Raw genomic sequence first — 17,162 nt, forward strand, 5'->3', positions numbered from 1 at the left:
CTACTTTGATAAACAGTCCTTTCGACTATTATCGGCGATGCCTGAGACCAGCCAGCGTCCATCTTGATGAATCAGACTCAACAGATCGGTCCCGCAGTGATCGACCTTATCGTCGATGAAAAACTTGTATGGGACCCACACAACCGCCATGTCGTTGTCGATGCGAACGAGTGGATCATAAAGGCGCTCCTCCAACTTGGTGGCACCGGTGGTTGGCAGCCGTTCGACAAAAGCATCGAAATGAAGCTGCAAAGGCTTACCTTCACGAATCAGTGTCGCCATACCTCCAGGAAGAAGCTGCTCCTTCACCATGGCATGGTTTCGTTGCGCCACACCGTCCATTATCTTATGAACAGGCATGAGGATTGCCTGCTCCTCCGGCGTCGATGCTTGTAGCCGCATTGTTGAAATCAATGCTGTCAAACCGAGCGCGACGCAAGTCCAGTATTTAAATTGCACGTCTTACCTCTCGCCTTCTTTTGTGTTTTGTCATCGTGTACAACGTCCATATCTTTCGGCTAGTGGCTCTGCAATAGCAGCGCATATATGCATCTACGTCCACGCCGCGCTCCTGCATCATCTCAGATAGATTCCGGTACGTGATGTTGTCAGCATTGCCGAAGACGACCGGTGCGGCACTCGTCGCATAGATCCCGTCTGGGCTCATACCTGTCTCCCCTCAACATCGGGCCATTAAGTTGACGATACCGTCCCACAAGGACTTGGCATAATCGTGAGAATACACTCAACGCAGTTCGTTCCATAAGGCGATAGCTCCGTTCATTCAATATCATTGAATGGACGGATGTAGGGCGGCGTGCAGTAAAAGCTCCATAAACAGCGATGAACTTTTATCTTCAGAGATCGTTTAAAAATTTGATCAGCGCTGTGCTCACTTCAGCAGGCCGTTCCTGCTGCGTCCAGTGGCCACAATCCTCGAGACACAGCTTTCCACGCAGATCGATGACACGGCTCGAAAGGTTCGCGATAGTTTGCTCCATGCCCGGAAAACGAACAACAACATCGCGGTCGCCATAAATGTAGAAGGCCGGAACAGTTACTTCTGCGGTGGCAAACGGCGCAAGCAACTCCCAATTCCGATCGATATTCCGATACCAGTTCAGGCCACCGGTGAAGCCGGTATCTGTAAATTGTTTGATGAAGTGATCCAGGTCTTGCTCACTTAGCCAGGAGGGGAGTTTCGTCGGCTTAGACATGCCATGGAGCAAACCCTGCGCAGGATCAACCATACAAATTCGATCTGACGGCTGATTTTCGCCAAAACCTGACCCTAGCATCGTATAAAAAAGACGCACGAACGTCGCTCTCCAACTCTGCTTCGGCTAATCCGAGAGTCTGGGAGTAGAGGATGTACCAGATGGACTTGTCCATACGAGGCATTAAACTTGTTGGCAGACCGGACGGTCGAGGCAGCAGAGGCACACTAAGTCCGGCGACCGCACGAAACAAATCGGGCCGCATCATTGCCGCATGTCATGCTATGGCAGCGCCCCAGTCATGTCCGACAATCGCTGCTTGCTTCTCTCCGAGCGCACCAAGAAGACCGACCATGTCACCTACAAGGTGAAGCATCGTGTAGCTTTCAAGAGCTTCCGGGCGATCCGTTTCCCCATAGCCTCGCATGTCCGGAGCAACAGCGTGGAAGCCGGCTTCGGCAAGCGCTTTGAGTTGATGGCACCAGGAATACCAACCTTCCTGAAAGCCGTGACAGAGCAGGACCAACGGGCCTTCCCCTTGTTCCGCTATATGAATACGAATTCCGTTGCTGTCGACAATGCGGTGATGGATATTAGTCACATATACCTTTCTGAAGCACATATCGAATAATTCGCGAATCCTAACTTCGATGGAAGTGAACTCGTTCGGCGAAAAATCTCACATACTAGAAATGCGTCGTCCGAACCTACCGCGCCGCTGCCGAATGGAAAGCCAACTCCCCCTCAACTCATGCCCGGCCCCTACTCTGACCGTACAACTAGAAAAACACGCCTATACGGCGTTTATTCCAACCCATTCCCCCGGCTTCGCGATCGAAATGCCGTCCCTTGAACAAATCCAACGCTCTCATCCTGAACCATTATCACCGTCCATTCCAACCATCTCAGAGTTTGCACCAGAACCGGAAAAGTAAGTCTTTTGCAAAAACGGCTCCCAACCTAGCGCTACTTCGCGCTGGGTTGGGAGATGCTAAATTTGTCAGTTTTGCGAATTTGCGTCAGCTTCAATCTCCGCCCACTCGGTGTCGGAGAGGGCGAGGTCTGCTGCCTTCATGTTTTCCTCAAGGTGAGCCAATGACGAGGTGCCGGGAATCGGTAGTATCGCCGGACTTCGGTGCAGAAGCCATGCAATGGAGATCTGCGCGATAGTGGCTCCGTGCTTTTTGGCCGCTGTGTCGAGCTTGCTGCCAGACTGAACCAGTGCTCCGCCGCCAATTGGGAAATAGGGAAGGAATGCCACACCTTCTTTTTCGCAATAGTTCACAACATCTTCATGCTGGACGATGGCCGATGTTGTAGATGTTCTGGATACTGACGATCTTGACCACCTTGCGTGCCCTCTCAATATCGGGAACGGTCACGTTGCTAAGCCCGATATCTTTGATTTTCCCCTGCTCCTGCAGTTTGACGGCAGCGCCGAGCGACTCTTCGACCGGCACCTTAGGATCGATCGCATGCAGCTGCCAGAGATCAAGAGCGTCGGCCTTGAGGCGACGCAGGCTTAGCTCGATCTGCTGGGAGATATATTCGGGGCGGCCTACTGCCGGCAACGGCGGAGGTGTATCTGGACCAGGATGAACAAGGCCGGATTTCGTGGCGATAACGAGGCCGGGTTTGTAAGGAGCCAGAGTTTCGCCGATGATGCGCTCACTCACTTCTGGTCCGTAAATATCAGCGGTGTCGATGAAGTCGACTCCAAGTTCGACGGCGCGTTGCAGCACCTTCCTGGCAGCAACCGGATCTTTTGGCTCTCCCCAGACGCCCCGGTTTGTGCGCCACATAGCTCCGAAGCCAAGTCGATTCACTTCGAAGCGGCCGATTTTGATAGTCCTTTGCTCTGTATTCATAACGCATAGACGTCGCAAGGGGCTTGATCGTTACAGGCTTCGTATAAAAAGGCAGAGAAAGCTTTTACTCGAGTTCACGTCGTGAAAGGGGTCCATCGCCTGATTGCAAGCAGATCTTTTGATGGAAGAAGCGGTCTGCTTCTATGTTTACGGCTTCTGAGTGAAGCGATGGTTCTGCTTCGAGCCATGATGGAATCCGCGCCCTTCTTCCGCTGATTACACCATCGGTCTTAGCTGCGACCATAGTGACCGGAAGGATCAAGGTGGGCTGGTGTGACCTGTTCTGCCATCAGCGAATCTACGTGCAAACCTGGTGAGAACTTTATAAAACCGTGCTGCTGTCGAAGGAGAGGGTAAATCGCGGAGCTATCTCTGCCTCTTGTTACGTGATTGCCATGACGTCGGCACTGGCGCGATAGGTCTGGCCAGTGGTGAGTATCGCCCAGGCTATGCGCACAATCTTGTTGGCCATGGCAACGATGGCGACGTTTCGTGGGGATCGCGCTTCGAGTCGATCAAGCCAACTGCCAAACTGATGAGCGCCACGTTTGACTCGGGACAAAACAGCGCGACCTCCGTGGACGAAGAGCCTGCGCAGATAAGGATCGCCGCGCTTACTGATTCCGAGAAGTCTGCCCTTGCCACCTGTGGAATGTTGCCGTGGTACCAGCCCGAGCCAGGCGGCGAGATCACGACTCTTGCGGAAAGCGGTGCCGTTACCGATCGCGGCAATCAGCGCTGTCGCGGTCAGCGGCCCAACGCCGGGAATCGTGAGCAATCGCCGGCAGCCGTCCTCTTTCTTAGCAAAGTGGGCCAGTTCCTGATTGCTGGCATCAATCTGTTCCTCAAGCCTGTTCCATTCCTCCCGAAGCTCCAGAAGCAGCATCCGCATACGTGGCGAGAGCAGGTTTTCTGCATCTTCGAGGATCGAAGGAATCTGGCGCTTCAGGTGCGCGGGCCCCGCAGCAACAGTGATCCCATGCTCCAGAAGGAAGCCGCGGAGTTGGCTAATCACAGCAGTCTTGCGACCCATCCAGCGATCCGGGACGCGGTGCAATGCCTGTAGATCCAGCTGAGCCTCGCTCTTCACCGGCACGAAACGCATAGTTGGCCGCTGCACAGCCTCGGCGATAGCTTCGGCATCGAAATAGTCGTTCTTGTTGGACTTCACGAACGGCCGGACATATTCGGCCGGCATGAGCTTCACGTCGTGGCCTTGCTTCAGAAGAATACGGGCCAGGAAGTGTGCTCCTGGACAAGCTTCCATGCCCATCAGGCAGTTCGGTAGGTTCACCGTAAAGGTGATCAACTGCTTGCGGCTGAAGCGCTTCTTGATGACGATATGGCCTTCCTTGCTCAGGCCAACCAGATGAAAGACTGTCTTGCCAATATCAATACCGCAAACCTGTACCTTCATCGGAAAATCTTCCTGTGTTCGGCTTCATCCTGCCACAGATCAAACTTGAAGGCGACGGACCATCCCATTACACCAAACGTCAAAAATCGTACGGTAAGCTCGCAGTCGCTCTAGCGGCAATGGCCTCGATCCATCGGCTCTGAGGCCTCGTCCCATACATACGCAGCATCCGCTGCAAACATCCCCAGCAGTAGCGAAAAGTGACAGATCTATACCTAGGAGTCAAGCCTCATGTTGTACTCCTTCGGTGTGTGCCAAACTGCAAGAAAAACTTGTTCCTTTAGGGTGGCAACGCTCTGAAACCGCATCGCTTTGCCACCATAGAGCGATGAACCGGGTTCCTGCCGCAATGTTTTGGCGCACCCATAATGCTGATATCTCATGGAATTCAGCGGCAAGCACCTTACAAATTGTGCGAGGGCCCAAAGAAAGACAACCTCGGGGAATATTCTGCCTGGAATTTTGTTTTCTAACGAGTAGGGATCTAGCTATCTGGCTCCCAAGAGGGATAAATGAAAATTGCATTTCTAGGAGTTCGCGTACCGGGGCATCTTAATCCTACAACTACGCTTGCCCGCAAATTGAAAGCTCGCGGGCATAACGTGGTATTCCTATCCGTGCCAGATACCGAGCCCTATGTTCAGGCAGCGCAACTCCCATTTGTACCTTTTTGCGAGAAGGATTTCCCAGTTGGATCGCTTGAAAAATCGTTAGCTGAGTTGAGTAAACTCCAGGGCCAGGCGGCTTTAGAATTCGCCATACACCTGGTTGCTGGCAATCTCGAATCGGCATTCAGAAACCTGCCTCAAGCACTGCGGGAAGAGAACGTGGATGCTCTGGTCCTCGATGAAACCGAGCGCGGCTTAGGATGTGTTCCGTTGCATATGGGGATGCCCTATGCACATATCTCGAATGCTCTTCACTTTGATTTTTCAGGGAATACTCCGGTCTGTACATTTGACTGGCCGCATGAGACGACCCCGGATGCACTGGCCAGAAATCAGGCAGGTGTTCGCGGTCTGTTGCAAGTCTATGAGCCGATGAAATCTATCGCACAGGCTTACGCGAAGAAGGTCGGACTTGATATCGATTGGTCCGATCCCTACGCTACGATTTCCAAATTGGCATGGCTTACGCAGACGCCAAAAGAATTTGATTTTGAAAGCTCTCACTGGCCCGGGCAATTTCATTACACAGGTCCATTCCATGACGAGTTTGGCCGCATTGAATCAAATTTTCCGTGGGACCGCTTGACAGGTGAGCCTCTCATTTACGCGTCGATGGGAACGCTGCAAAACGGCCTCGAATCTGTGTTCACCTCCATCGCGGAGGCAGTTGGTGCCAGACCCGGAATGCAGCTTGTGCTGTCCATCGGTCCCAAACTGGATCCTGAGAAGATTGGCTCCTTGGCCGCCAACACTATTGTTGTAAACAACGCGCCACAGGTGGAGCTTCTTAAGCGTTCGTCTTTATGCATCACACACGCCGGCCTGAATACCGCGCTTGAATCTCTGACGCAAGGGGTTCCCATGGTTGCGATTCCGGTTTCACTTGACCAACCCGGCGTTGCGGCCAGGATTGCCTATACGAAAACTGGCGCGTATGTACCTATAAAGGAGTTGACGGTTTCGCGACTCTCGACTCTTATCGATGAGGTTCTGGGTAATCCAGAGTATCGCCAGAACGCTAAGAGGATGAGGGAAGCGATAGTGCGGACAAATGGGCTTGAAAATGCAGCAGACTTGCTAGAGCAGGCGTTTAGTCTCCCCCAAAGGCTGGAAATATCATTCACGAGCTGAATGCTCTTTGTGCGCTCCCCGCTCGGCTGGGAGCATATCAATCTCACCGGCGACTACCAGTGGAAAGGCACCAGGCTCAAACAGGGCAAATTCAGGCCCCTCCGTGCTGCCACCCATCCTTAGCGTGCTCGATTGTCCGTTTTCTGAAGCGACCCCAACAACACCCAACCTGCCCAACTCGGTGCAGGCTTGGCGAAGCTGCCGATCTTCGCCAGTGCAACAATCGCTGCCATCGAGATGAGCATCGAGAAGAAAATCCCAACCTTCGCCTCCGCCATCTGGCGGAAGGGTAGTTTGGACATTTCAACTTTGCAGAAACCGGACATTCCTACTTTGCAGCTACAACTTCTGTTGGCGCTCAATAGAAATGACAGGGTGATTCGCCCGTTAGAAATGTCAGTATATATACGTCGTAGCAGCCGTGCGGTGGTAATGTGCGAAATCGCCGCTCTTCGGCGATTTCCAAGGGCTGTGGTAAGCGAGGGAAACGGCTTTTAAGTTTTCCTCGTTTTCCATCAGGCCGGCTTTTTCCACCGCTTTTGGGGTACACCTCAACACAGGGAAATTTATGTACGCTTGTATGTTGGATTTGTGGTTGGCCGTTCGTACGCTGGTCTTGAAGACCGTCCTTAGCTTTTGGTCGCCACACCTGCTGCCAACAACTCGAATGAATGCTTGGGCCGAATCGAGCCCGTATCCGGCAAGCGCGAGTAGGAGGTAGACATCCGGCGGTGACCACTCCATGAATGGAGTGTGGGTTGGTGTTGACGTTTCCAAGCAACGTCTTGACGTAGCCGTTCGACCAGGAGACGAATCGTGGTCGCAGCAGAATAGCCATGCTGGAATTAAGACGCTGACACGCAGGCTGAAGAAGCTTTCTCCGCAGCGGATCGTGTTGGAAGCGACGGAGGCTACGAGTATGAGCTGGCTCGTCGGTTGAGCATTGGCAATACACCACTGCACTATCGCCGAAATTCATAGTAATAACCCAGAATCGTCGGCTTTTCCTACAAGACCACGCCGTCATGAAGCCGCTATCGTCTCTATAGTGAGATTTTTCGCCGAACGAGTTCACTTCCATCGAAGTTAGGATTCGCGAATTATTCGATATGTGCTTCAGAAAGGTATATGTGACTAATATCCATCACCGCATTGTCGACAGCAACGGAATTCGTATTCATATAGCGGAACAAGGGGAAGGCCCGTTGGTCCTGCTCTGTCACGGCTTTCAGGAAGGTTGGTATTCCTGGTGCCATCAACTCAAAGCGCTTGCCGAAGCCGGCTTCCACGCTGTTGCTCCGGACATGCGAGGCTATGGGGAAACGGATCGCCCGGAAGCTCTTGAAAGCTACACGATGCTTCACCTTGTAGGTGACATGGTCGGTCTTCTTGGTGCGCTCGGAGAGAAGCAAGCAGCGATTGTCGGACATGACTGGGGCGCTGCCATAGCATGACATGCGGCAATGATGCGGCCCGATTTGTTTCGTGCGGTCGCCGGACTTAGTGTGCCTCTGCTGCCTCGACCGTCCGGTCTGCCAACAAGTTTAATTAACTCTGTAAAATCCCCTACCATTCACTGAATACGAATAATACGATTGGACTTATCACAACCTACCTCTTCTAATAAGTAATGAAAGTGCGGCGGCCTTGAATGTTGCTTCAGCGCACTGGAAGAAGGAGAGTAGACAGATGAGCGATCAGGATCAGCGGAATCCATTTTCCGACGGAGTATCGCGCAGGAGATTCCTAGGTGTCGGATCAGCAGCGCTAGCAACCGAGGCGGTGGCGGGATTGACTGCACACGCACAACAGCGTGAGGACACAGCCGAAGCAGAGGGCGACCATTCTTCAAGCGATCCGGGCCCCGAAAACAAATCATTGTTCGGGTTAAACCCGAACACTAACACACCCCCACCGACTGATCACGGTGACATCGGACCAATTTGGTATTCCTTCGACCTTGCTCGCAAGCGGGTGGAGGAAGGGGGTTGGACACACCAAGTTACCCAGCGTGAGCTTCCCCCTTCGAAGGACATCGCCGGCGTCAACATGCGCCTTATTGCGGGCAGCTTCCGCGAACTCCATTGGCACACCGCGGACGAGTGGGCCTTCATGGAGTATGGCAAAGCTCGCGTCACTGTGATGAATCCTGATGGAACGATGTTCATTGACGATGTGGAAGAAGGCGACCTTTGGTTCTTTCCGGCTGGATTTCCACACTCCATCCAGGGACTTGGCCCCGACGGCTGCCAGTTTCTTCTGGTATTCGATAATGGCGGATTCTCGGAAGACGGGACCTTCCTGATCTCCGAGTTCGTCGCGCACGTTCCGCCGGAGATATTGAAAAAGAATTCGCACCTGTCATCCGCTGACATCGCGAAACTCCCGAAGGAACAACTGTATATCTTCCCGTCAGAACTGCCCAGGTCTCTCGCAGCTGACAAGGTTGCGATTGGAGGCAGTAAGGTCGCCGCGCCGCAGCAGTACACCTTCAAAATGAGGGCGATGACTCCGTCGGTGAAGAGCGATGGTGGCGAGGTGCGCATCGTGGATTCGAGCAACTTTCCGGTCAGCACGAGCATCGCCGCAGCGCTCGTGAAGATCAAGCCGGGCGGCATGCGTGAGTTGCATTGGCACCCGAATGCTTCGGAGTGGCAGTTCTGGCTCGCAGGTCAAGGTCGGATGACCATCGTCATGCCGGAAGGCCGGGCTCGCACCATGGACTTCCGCGCGAACGATGTCGGATTCGTTCCTGCCGTCGCCGGGCACTACATTGAGAACACTGGTAACGAGGATCTGGTGTTCCTTGAAATGTTCAAGTCCTCACGCTTCGTGGACTTCTCGCTGAACAACTGGATCGGGCGTATGCCACCTGAGATGGCTACCGCTCACCTGAAGATCGATGAATCAGCACTCAAGAAGATTCCTACCGAGAAACAACCCATCATCGCCGGGTAAATCCATCCCCGAAATCGGTGCGGAGTGCGACAATCGCGCTCTCCGTGCCAACCCTTCGCAGAAGGTGAGAGCCCAAGCCCGTATCGTTCATTGAGATTGCCGCACGCCTGACTGTGACCCGGGTTCGCGGAACGCGTCCTCGCGGGGAATCTCCGACCGGCAGGAAAGCTTCTTGCTCACTAAGATGACAAGGAGGACTTTTCTCTGATGAAGTTTCGTCGTAGCCAATATCTCGGGTACAGACGTCAGTTCGCAAAATAGGCATTTCTGACGTGGATGATGTTTCTGATCCTGTTTCAAATAGCGAGAACAGAGCACGGCTTAGCGTTCATTGAGCTATTCGAATCGATCAGTATTCTCGGCCAAGTGGACGAAAAACCGGCTGCTCGGACAAGTAGCCCAAGCAGGACTCAATCTATATGCCCGATTAGGCCGTCTGCCAGTGCAGAAGAACAGCGCAGGGCCCGACAGGGTAACCGTCTCGTTGCAACACTTGTTCGCGTAGGCCTCCGAAATATTCGGCGTCTTGCCGCCTCGGTGTGTAGTACGTAGAGCAAAGGCCTCGAGCGAGAACTTTTGGATTACCCGCAGCGACAGTGCATTGCTACCTCGACCGTCTCTCGTTTCCGACTCATGGTCTCCTTCCCTCCCCTTTCGGTCCATTCTGTCCTGCCTTTGCGGCTCAAGGAGCGACTCCGCTCGCATATCGGAGCGTTTGGCAATGACGCAATCACTCTTGCAGAAATCCTGAGTCCCGGGTGTACACGCGGGCTCAATAGTCCACTGCGATCACGCTATCAGTAACGGATTGATTCCTACGCGTAGAGTTCTTCCTCGAGCCGCTCCAGAGCATCCAATTGGGCTGTGTATTGATGGTTTAATCTTGGTGCAAGAAGCTTATAGATTAGATAGATAGTCGGCATCCCAACAAAACGGACCATTTCAAAATGAGGTTTCCTTTCGAGATGACTCTAATACAGCCCTACTTGACCAATTTGGTAAACATACTGACGCGCCAACGTTCGGGAATTCGTATGGATGAAAACGCTTTCCGGACACCGGAGGCTTAGTGGATCAGACCTTTCGGATGCTTCAGAAGCGTAACGACATAGCCCCTTCCGGATCAGATTCTCGCGGTCGCCGGGAAAACTCATAAGACCTAAACCTGGGTACCCACCATCCTTGAGCATCGACAGGTTCAAACGCTCAACTGAAGTCCGTTTTAGCAAGATCACAGGTCAATTCTGCAGGTGGGATGCGATCTAAGGACTCTTCTGTCGGTGAGATACTGCAAAATGTTAGATGTAGACTGAAATGATCTAACGATGGGATCGTGTCACGCTAGATAGAGTGATTCAGTTGGTTATTCCCGTTGTAAAAGGAAGAGCAAGGCATTAGCGTTCACCGCGGAGTTTCCTGATGCATGGTTCTTACAACTACTATCTCGTAGCATTGTCTCTTCTGGTTGCGATGTACGCGTCATATACCGCGCTTGATCTTGCGGGGCGCATACGTTCAATACACGGTACTCAGCGAAAGCACTTTTTATGGCTGATAGGTGGCGCCGGCGCGATGGGTCTGGGAATCTGGTCCATGCACTTTATCGGCATGCTGGCATTTCGTATGCAGATCGGTCTCGGCTACGACCCCTGGATTACATGTTGTTCGCTGTTGATCGCCGTTTTGGTCTCAGGCTTCGCACTGTACGTGGTCACTAGGGATGAGTTTGGTCGCCTGAGATTGACATCAGGAGGTGTGCTAATGGGCCTCGGCGTCGCTGCCATGCACTATACCGGCATGGCAGCGTTACGGATGACGCCGCCCATCAATTACCGGCCTGTTCTGGTTTTGACTTCGATTGCAATTGCGATCACTGCATCATGGGTAGCACTGTGGATCGCTTTCATGCTACGGGATGGAAATCAGCGCTTTGTGCTGCTGAAGCGTTCCTCAGCAGGGTTCGTCATGGGCCTTGCGATCGCCGGCATGCACTACACAGGTATGGCCGCAGCGACATTTCAGCAGGGGGCAATATGTGCCACCACGAATGGCGTAGACAGCAACTGGCTGGCCTTTGGCGTGACGGCATCCACTCTGATCGTGCTCACCATGACTCTTATCTATTCCATGCTCGACGCACGCTACGATCTTCAGGAATACCGTCTGAAAGCATCGCAGGAGAAAGCTGAGCTGAATGCGGTTCTGACAGACATCAATGAAAAACTACTGACCATGGCCACCGAGGATGCTCTCACTGGTTTGCCGAATCGCATGTCTTTGATCGAGCGGGTCGAGCACTTAATTCGCGAGAGCGACTGCCGGAACAGCAGCTTTGCGATTATCTTCATAGATCTGGACGAATTCAAGACGATTAACGATTCGCTGGGACATACCGCGGGCGACAGCTTGCTAAAGGCTTTCTCGCGCCAGCTGCAGATGGCGGTCCGGCACGGCGACGCGGTGGCTAGACTGAGCGGAGATGAGTTTGTTGTCTTGCTAGAACACCAGCACGAGGCGACATTCTTTGCGGAGGCGATCCTTCACCGTATGCAAAAGGAATTTCTGATCGATAGAACTCCTTTGAGGGTCACGGCCTCCATTGGAATTGCCATATATCCTTATGATGGAAATACGGTTGAGGAGTTGCTGAAGAACGCTGACACCGCGATGTACGAGTCGAAGCATCAGGGCAGGAACACTTACCGTTTTTTTCATCCCGGGATGGGAGACGCTGCCGCACGTACGCTGTTCATTCATCGCAGCCTGGCGGAAGCGCTCGATAATAACAGCCTTTCTCTACAGTTTCAGCCCAAGTTCAGGGGGCCAAACCAGGAGATTGTCGGAGCCGAAGCCCTGCTCCGGTGGGAGCATCCTGAGTTGGGAGAGATTCTTCCCGCAGAATTTATTCCCGTCGCCGAACGAACAGGGCTTATCATCGCCATTGGCAACTGGGTGATCCGGCAGGTATGTCGGCAGATCAGGAAGTGGAAAGAAGCTATGGTTCCCCTCATCCACATCGCGATCAATCTTTCGCAGGAGCAGCTCCGGGATATTGAGTACGTGGATCGCGTTCTAGAGATAACAGCAGCCGAAGGCGTGGAGCCGGAACTGATCATGTTCGAGATCACTGAATCGGTAGCCATGCGTAATCCTGACCTAGCGACCGACATGATCGGTCAGTTTCAGACGGCCGGCTTCGATATGGCGATTGACGACTTCGGCACGGGGTATTCGAGCCTTGCCTATCTGCAACAGTTCCGCGTGAAGCAGCTGAAGATCGCTCGCTTCTTTACAGAAGGGTTGGACAGGCAAGGCGAAGAGGGATTTGCCATTGTGTCAGCGATCATTGCGCTCGCCCATGCGCTGAATATGGTTGTTGTGGCAGAGGGGATTGAGACCCCAACACAACTTGCCCAGCTGAAGCAGCTGCACTGCGATGAGCTGCAGGGCTTCCTACTTGCTCCTCCGCTATCTCCCGAAGACTTGCAAGTCATGCTTAGCAACTCGGTGTCAAAAGCATTTTGCTAACAACGACGCTCTCTCAGATTTTTACTTCCTATCACCTATGGATCTTCACACTGATTTGGGTTCTGATCATTCGCGAAGTGAGCTGTGGGGATCAGCGTGACCAGCGTTATTGGGAAAGCAGCAGCCAGACAGCGTCACTCTCGAAGTCCCGGGCTTTTCGTAGAAGCACACGTGGTTATCTTCGTGTCAATCCTGTCGCCCGTTGCATCACGCGATCGCCCCATCCAGGAACGAAATAGTGGAGAATACGCAGAAGTCGCATGCCATTTGGCAGGATTAGAAGCGACTTGCGGAGGCAATTCGGACAAGTTGCCAGAGAGCGTGAGATCGTTTGCCGCGAGATGCGTCTCGTGCATCGGCAGGCTCTGTTGAACAGTAGATTCATTCGCTCCCGGCAGCGACAGCGGAAGACAGGTTGCCACCGCAAGAATACGACCCATCCATGCAAGCTTGATATTATCTACGGTGATCACTGGACAACACTCCCTGAACCAAATCATCTAGTGATTTAAACCCTCGTCCTGGGTATATATTCCGCAAACGAGTCACAAGGGCAGGGCCGACATGGTCCTCATTGGGATGCCCGGTATCGAGAAGCGCATCACCCGCTTTCCGCATTTATATTCGCGCCTTGGATTCGTCCATGAATTCCGACCTCTTGATCCTGCTTAAGTGCAAGAACTGCTCGAAAAGAAATGGACACCAGACGGCGTTACCCCCTTCCCAGAATCCGCTACGCGCCTCTCATCATACTGTGGGAAGAAATATATTCCAGACTCGCCTTGAGCCGCGATTTGCGGAAATATTGTCCCTCTCAAAACGGAATAAACAGCAGAAGGACGTGTTTCTTCCGTAAGGAGTATGTGGGTATGAAAATTGGCTTCCTGAGTTTCCCTCTGTCCGGACATCTGAATCCGATGACAGCGCTGGGGTGCAAAATGCAATCCCGCGGAAATGAAATTCTCTTCTTCGGAATTCCCGATGTCGAGCCTTTCGCGTATGCTGCAAACTTATCCTTTGTACCCTTTTGTGAAGAGGATTATCCACCGGGCTCCATCACACAAATCTTTGGTACGGTGGCAACACTCCAAGGCAATAACGTTCTGAAGCAGCACCTGAAAACGCCCGCTCTTCTGAAAGTGATGTTGGAGGGATTGCGCAAGAAGCTTGAAGAAAACAGGGTCGACGCCATAGTGATCGATAAAGGGCATCTCTTCATGGAACTTGTTCCTATGAGTATTGGCATACCTTACGTACATATATGGACCGTTCTTCATATGGACTTTTCCGGGGCGACCCCTATCTGCGTCTTTCCCTGGCCCCATGAGACCACTCCAGAGGCCCATGCCAGAAATATCGCAGGCGTGAAACAGGTACAGGGATACTTTGCGCCGGCAGCAGATTCCGCGAAGATCTATGCGGAGAAGTATGGATTGCAGATTGATTGGGATGATCCGAGAGCTACTCATTCAAAGCTGGCTGAGATCACGCAGACGCCACGCGAGTTTGACCTCCGAATATTCCCTGGCCAGCCAGATTCCATTATGCCGGTCCATTCCACGACGACGATGGTCGCGAGGAAATACCATTTCCTTGGGAAAAGTTGAACGGGAAACCGCTGATCTATGCCTCACTCGGCACCCTGGTCAACGGAATCGAGAAAATCTACAGCACAATTCTGGCTGCGGCGGCCAGCCTTCCGTCCACCCAGCTAGTGCTTTCGATTGGCAACAATGTGAATGCGGACGCTCTGAGCCCCGTTCCGGCAGATGCGATCATCGTTCGCAAAGCACCCCAGATTGCATTGCTGAAACGAGCAGCCCTTTGTATTACCCATGCGTGTATCAACACTGTGCTTGAGTCACTCGCACAAGGAGTGCCTATGGTCGCTCTCCCAATTACCTACGACCAACCAGGAATCGCTGTCAGAATTGCATTTCACGGGGTGGGGGAGTTCATCACATTTGACAACCTTACAGAGAACCGCCTGCTGGAGCTGATACAGAAGGTGTTAGACAGTTCGGAATACAGAAATAAAGCCCGTTACTTCCAACAGATCATCGCTGATACTAAGGGGCTCGATGGAGCTGCGAGCATCATCGAACAAGCATTGCTCAATCGATGACCGCCAAAAGGGGGGAATGTTTGCTTTGCGATTACTGGAGCTGCAGTGATGTTGGGGGACGCTTGAAATGGAATGCCTCGGTTCAGGAGCTGTCCAGACAGCATAATCTCTCTAAAACGGATGTACCGAAGCTTGCGAAATTGGTGGCCATGCGCGATTATCTGGCCTCCGTGCTGCGAGGCGTCAACCGGCGCTCCATCCACAGCGTCGCCCAACTCACGCCCATCGCCTGGGCCTCCAAATAACATCTCCAAGCCTCATTGCTCTGCCTGCCGTCATCATGCGTTGCTTACACGTTTACGATCGATGAGCCGATAACACACTCGACGCCTTCGGAATAAGGCCACTTCACATGTGTTATTCACAAGAACAGTTTTTTGCGCTGCATGAGCATGCTCGAGCTCGCGGAAACGATGAGGTATCGACAATGAAGATTGGTTTTATAAGTGTACCTCTGACGGGGCACTTGAATCCGATGACTGCGCTCGCGCGCAAATTGCAATCGCGCGGACATGAAGTGGTGTTTATTAGTTTTTCTGATGCGGAACCGATTGTGCGCGCAGCGAAACTGGATTTCGTTCCATTCGGCGAGAAAGAATATCCCGCTGGCTCCATCGCTAAAGGTTATGAGGGTTTGGCTAAGCTGCACGGCGAAGATGTAGTGCGGTATTCGGCTCACGAGATCCATCCTGGCCTCTGCAAAGCAGCGTTGGAATATTTACCGGCAAAGCTGGCAGAGACAGGTGTTGAGGCGCTGGTAATCGATACTGTGCATTTCTTTGTCGAGTTGGTGCCGATGCGTCTGGGCATGCCTTTCGCCCATGTCTGGAATGTTCTTCATCATGATCGCACAGGATCGACTCCGGCTTCGCTTTTTAGCTGGCCATATGAGACGACTCCGGAAGCTATCGCCAGGAACGTCGCGGGGTTGAAGCGGATTGGAGGATATCTCGCTCCGATTCTGGCTGTGGCCAAGTCCTATGCAGAAAAGAACGGATTGGAGATTGACTGGAGCAGTCCCGCTACGACGATTTCCAAGCTGGCGGTGGTTACTCAAACGCCAAAGGAATTCGATTTTCCAATCTCAAATTGGCCGCCCCAGTTTCACTACGCTGGCCCTTTTCACGATGGTGAAGGACGAGAGCCGATATCGTTTCCATGGGAAAAGCTGACCGGCGAACCCATCATCTATGCTTCGATGGGAACGCTCGTGAATGGCATGGAGCATATTTTTCGAGCGATTCTAGCCGCGGCTGGGGCTGTTCCGGGAAAGTAGCTTGTGCTTTCTGTGGGGAAGAATATTAACCCTGCCGACCTTGGACCCATTCCGCCGAACGCGATCATCGTACGCAAAGCCCCGCAAATCGAATTGCTGAAGAAGGCGGCGCTCTGCATTACGCATGCCGGGATGAATACAGCGCTTGAGTCACTGGCTCAGGGGGTGCCCATAGTGGCTATTCCAATTGGATTCGATCAGCCAGGTGTGGCCGCCAGGATTGCGTACCACGGGACGGGTGAGTTTGTGGAAGTAGGCGATCTGACGGTGGAACGTCTCTCGTCACTGGTGCAGAAGGTGCTCGACAATCCAAATTACCGCGAGAAGGCCCGATATTTCCAGAAGGTAATTGCGCGGACACACGGCCTGGACGTTGCTGCCGACGCGATTGATCAGGCCTTTCGTAAGCATCAGAATGAGGGCGATGGTTTCAGAGGGCAGCAACGCTGAATCAGTGCGTGCTTGAGGATATTTATGAGGCTTCATTCAATGAGACCAATGAATATTCCATCAGCATTCTAAGTATGGCCTCGTGATGGCATTGTCGACTTACGTGTGTGAGATCCTTAGGCGGTGGGCCGTTCTGAGAGTAGATATCGTCGGCACCGATTTCCTTCATTCCGACGGTATTCCGTTGGGCTAAGATTGCAGGTTGCGCGGAACACGCGTGCAAAATGCTGTTGGTTGTTAAACCCACAGCGTAAGGCAACGTCGATTACCCGTTGAGACCCTTTCAATAATTCCTTAGCACGTTCAATTCGCGCCGCTAGTACAAACTGATGGGGGACTGTCCCGTTGCTGCACGAAACATCTGGGAAAAGTAACTCGTGCTTAGACTTGCCACTGCCGCCAGTTCCACTAGTGATAGATCTCGATCAAAGTGGCCATAAATCATCTCGCTTACCTTACCATCACGATAGGAAACAAATCATCCTGGAGCAGACTGAACTCTCTAAGGGACTGGCTGGCCGATA

The 17,162-nt window shown here is 52.8% G+C and carries 17 protein-coding genes; 8 read left to right on the forward strand and 9 right to left on the reverse strand.

Features of this window, described 5'->3' with window-relative positions; all coding sequences use genetic code 11:
• The 6 genes from AC5S26_RS26620 to AC5S26_RS26645 all read right to left on the reverse strand — a co-directional run bounded on the left by AC5S26_RS26620 (nt 1) and on the right by AC5S26_RS26645 (nt 4,502).
• Nucleotides 1-459 (reverse strand): nuclear transport factor 2 family protein, encoded by a 459-nt coding sequence (locus tag AC5S26_RS26620; protein WP_494187986.1) that lies wholly within the window; start codon nt 457-459, stop codon nt 1-3.
• 398 nt (nt 460-857) lie between these two features.
• Complete coding sequence (locus AC5S26_RS26625) at nt 858-1,316, reverse strand: alpha/beta fold hydrolase (protein ID WP_494187987.1); 459 nt, start codon at nt 1,314-1,316, stop codon at nt 858-860.
• A gap of 178 nt (nt 1,317-1,494) precedes the next feature.
• Nucleotides 1,495-1,839 (reverse strand): alpha/beta fold hydrolase, encoded by a 345-nt coding sequence (locus tag AC5S26_RS26630; protein WP_494187988.1) that lies wholly within the window; start codon nt 1,837-1,839, stop codon nt 1,495-1,497.
• A 378-nt stretch (nt 1,840-2,217) separates the two neighbouring features.
• Nucleotides 2,218-2,502: an aldo/keto reductase gene (locus tag AC5S26_RS26635; RefSeq protein ID WP_494187989.1), complete on the reverse strand. Its 285-nt coding sequence runs from the start codon at nt 2,500-2,502 to the stop codon at nt 2,218-2,220.
• Nucleotides 2,503-2,509: 7 nt separating this feature from the next.
• Nucleotides 2,510-3,019 carry an aldo/keto reductase gene (locus AC5S26_RS26640; protein ID WP_494187990.1) on the reverse strand — a complete coding sequence of 170 codons (510 nt, stop codon included), beginning with the start codon at nt 3,017-3,019 and terminating at the stop codon, nt 2,510-2,512.
• A 448-nt stretch (nt 3,020-3,467) separates the two neighbouring features.
• The gene (locus AC5S26_RS26645) at nt 3,468-4,502 is read right to left on the reverse strand and encodes an IS110 family RNA-guided transposase (RefSeq protein ID WP_494187991.1); all 1,035 of its coding nucleotides are present in this window, start codon (nt 4,500-4,502) and stop codon (nt 3,468-3,470) included.
• A 512-nt stretch (nt 4,503-5,014) separates the two neighbouring features.
• Between AC5S26_RS26645 and AC5S26_RS26650 the strand changes: the two genes are divergently transcribed.
• Entirely contained in the window at nt 5,015-6,301 is a 1,287-nt protein-coding gene (locus tag AC5S26_RS26650; protein WP_494187992.1) for a glycosyltransferase, read from the forward strand.
• A gap of 119 nt (nt 6,302-6,420) precedes the next feature.
• Here AC5S26_RS26650 and AC5S26_RS26655 read toward each other — a convergent pair whose 3' ends face one another.
• Nucleotides 6,421-6,603, reverse strand: a complete 183-nt coding sequence (locus AC5S26_RS26655) for a hypothetical protein (protein WP_494187993.1) — start codon at nt 6,601-6,603, stop codon at nt 6,421-6,423.
• 807 nt (nt 6,604-7,410) lie between these two features.
• Here AC5S26_RS26655 and AC5S26_RS26660 point away from each other — a divergent pair.
• The 7 genes from AC5S26_RS26660 (at nt 7,411) to AC5S26_RS26690 (ending at nt 16,638) form a co-directional block, all read left to right on the forward strand.
• Nucleotides 7,411-7,755 carry an alpha/beta fold hydrolase gene (locus AC5S26_RS26660; RefSeq protein WP_494187988.1) on the forward strand — a complete coding sequence of 115 codons (345 nt, stop codon included), beginning with the start codon at nt 7,411-7,413 and terminating at the stop codon, nt 7,753-7,755.
• Between the two features lie 235 nt (nt 7,756-7,990).
• Nucleotides 7,991-9,259: a cupin domain-containing protein gene (locus AC5S26_RS26665; RefSeq protein ID WP_494187994.1), complete on the forward strand. Its 1,269-nt coding sequence runs from the start codon at nt 7,991-7,993 to the stop codon at nt 9,257-9,259.
• 1,419 nt (nt 9,260-10,678) lie between these two features.
• On the forward strand, nt 10,679-12,787 hold the full coding sequence (locus AC5S26_RS26670) for a putative bifunctional diguanylate cyclase/phosphodiesterase (RefSeq protein ID WP_494187995.1): 2,109 nt from the start codon (nt 10,679-10,681) through the stop codon (nt 12,785-12,787).
• An 869-nt stretch (nt 12,788-13,656) separates the two neighbouring features.
• The gene (locus AC5S26_RS26675; protein WP_494187996.1) at nt 13,657-14,394 is read left to right on the forward strand and encodes a glycosyltransferase family protein; all 738 of its coding nucleotides are present in this window, start codon (nt 13,657-13,659) and stop codon (nt 14,392-14,394) included.
• Nucleotides 14,391-14,912 (forward strand): glycosyltransferase, encoded by a 522-nt coding sequence (locus AC5S26_RS26680; RefSeq protein ID WP_494187997.1) that lies wholly within the window; start codon nt 14,391-14,393, stop codon nt 14,910-14,912. Before AC5S26_RS26675 ends, AC5S26_RS26680 begins: the two co-directional genes overlap by 4 nt.
• Before the next feature lie 427 nt (nt 14,913-15,339).
• Entirely contained in the window at nt 15,340-16,188 is an 849-nt protein-coding gene (locus AC5S26_RS26685) for a glycosyltransferase (protein ID WP_494187998.1), read from the forward strand.
• A gap of 12 nt (nt 16,189-16,200) precedes the next feature.
• Entirely contained in the window at nt 16,201-16,638 is a 438-nt protein-coding gene (locus AC5S26_RS26690; protein WP_494187999.1) for a nucleotide disphospho-sugar-binding domain-containing protein, read from the forward strand.
• Nucleotides 16,639-16,754: 116 nt separating this feature from the next.
• Here the strand turns inward: AC5S26_RS26690 and AC5S26_RS26695 are convergent, their stop codons facing one another.
• A complete protein-coding gene (locus AC5S26_RS26695; RefSeq protein ID WP_494188000.1) occupies nt 16,755-16,925 on the reverse strand; it encodes an AraC family transcriptional regulator in 171 nt (56 codons plus the stop codon).
• 29 nt (nt 16,926-16,954) lie between these two features.
• Nucleotides 16,955-17,083 carry an AraC family transcriptional regulator gene (locus AC5S26_RS26700; protein WP_494188001.1) on the reverse strand — a complete coding sequence of 43 codons (129 nt, stop codon included), beginning with the start codon at nt 17,081-17,083 and terminating at the stop codon, nt 16,955-16,957.
• Nucleotides 17,084-17,162: the final 79 nt, after the last annotated feature.

Source organism: Edaphobacter sp. FHG110511_03, from assembly GCF_059115365.1.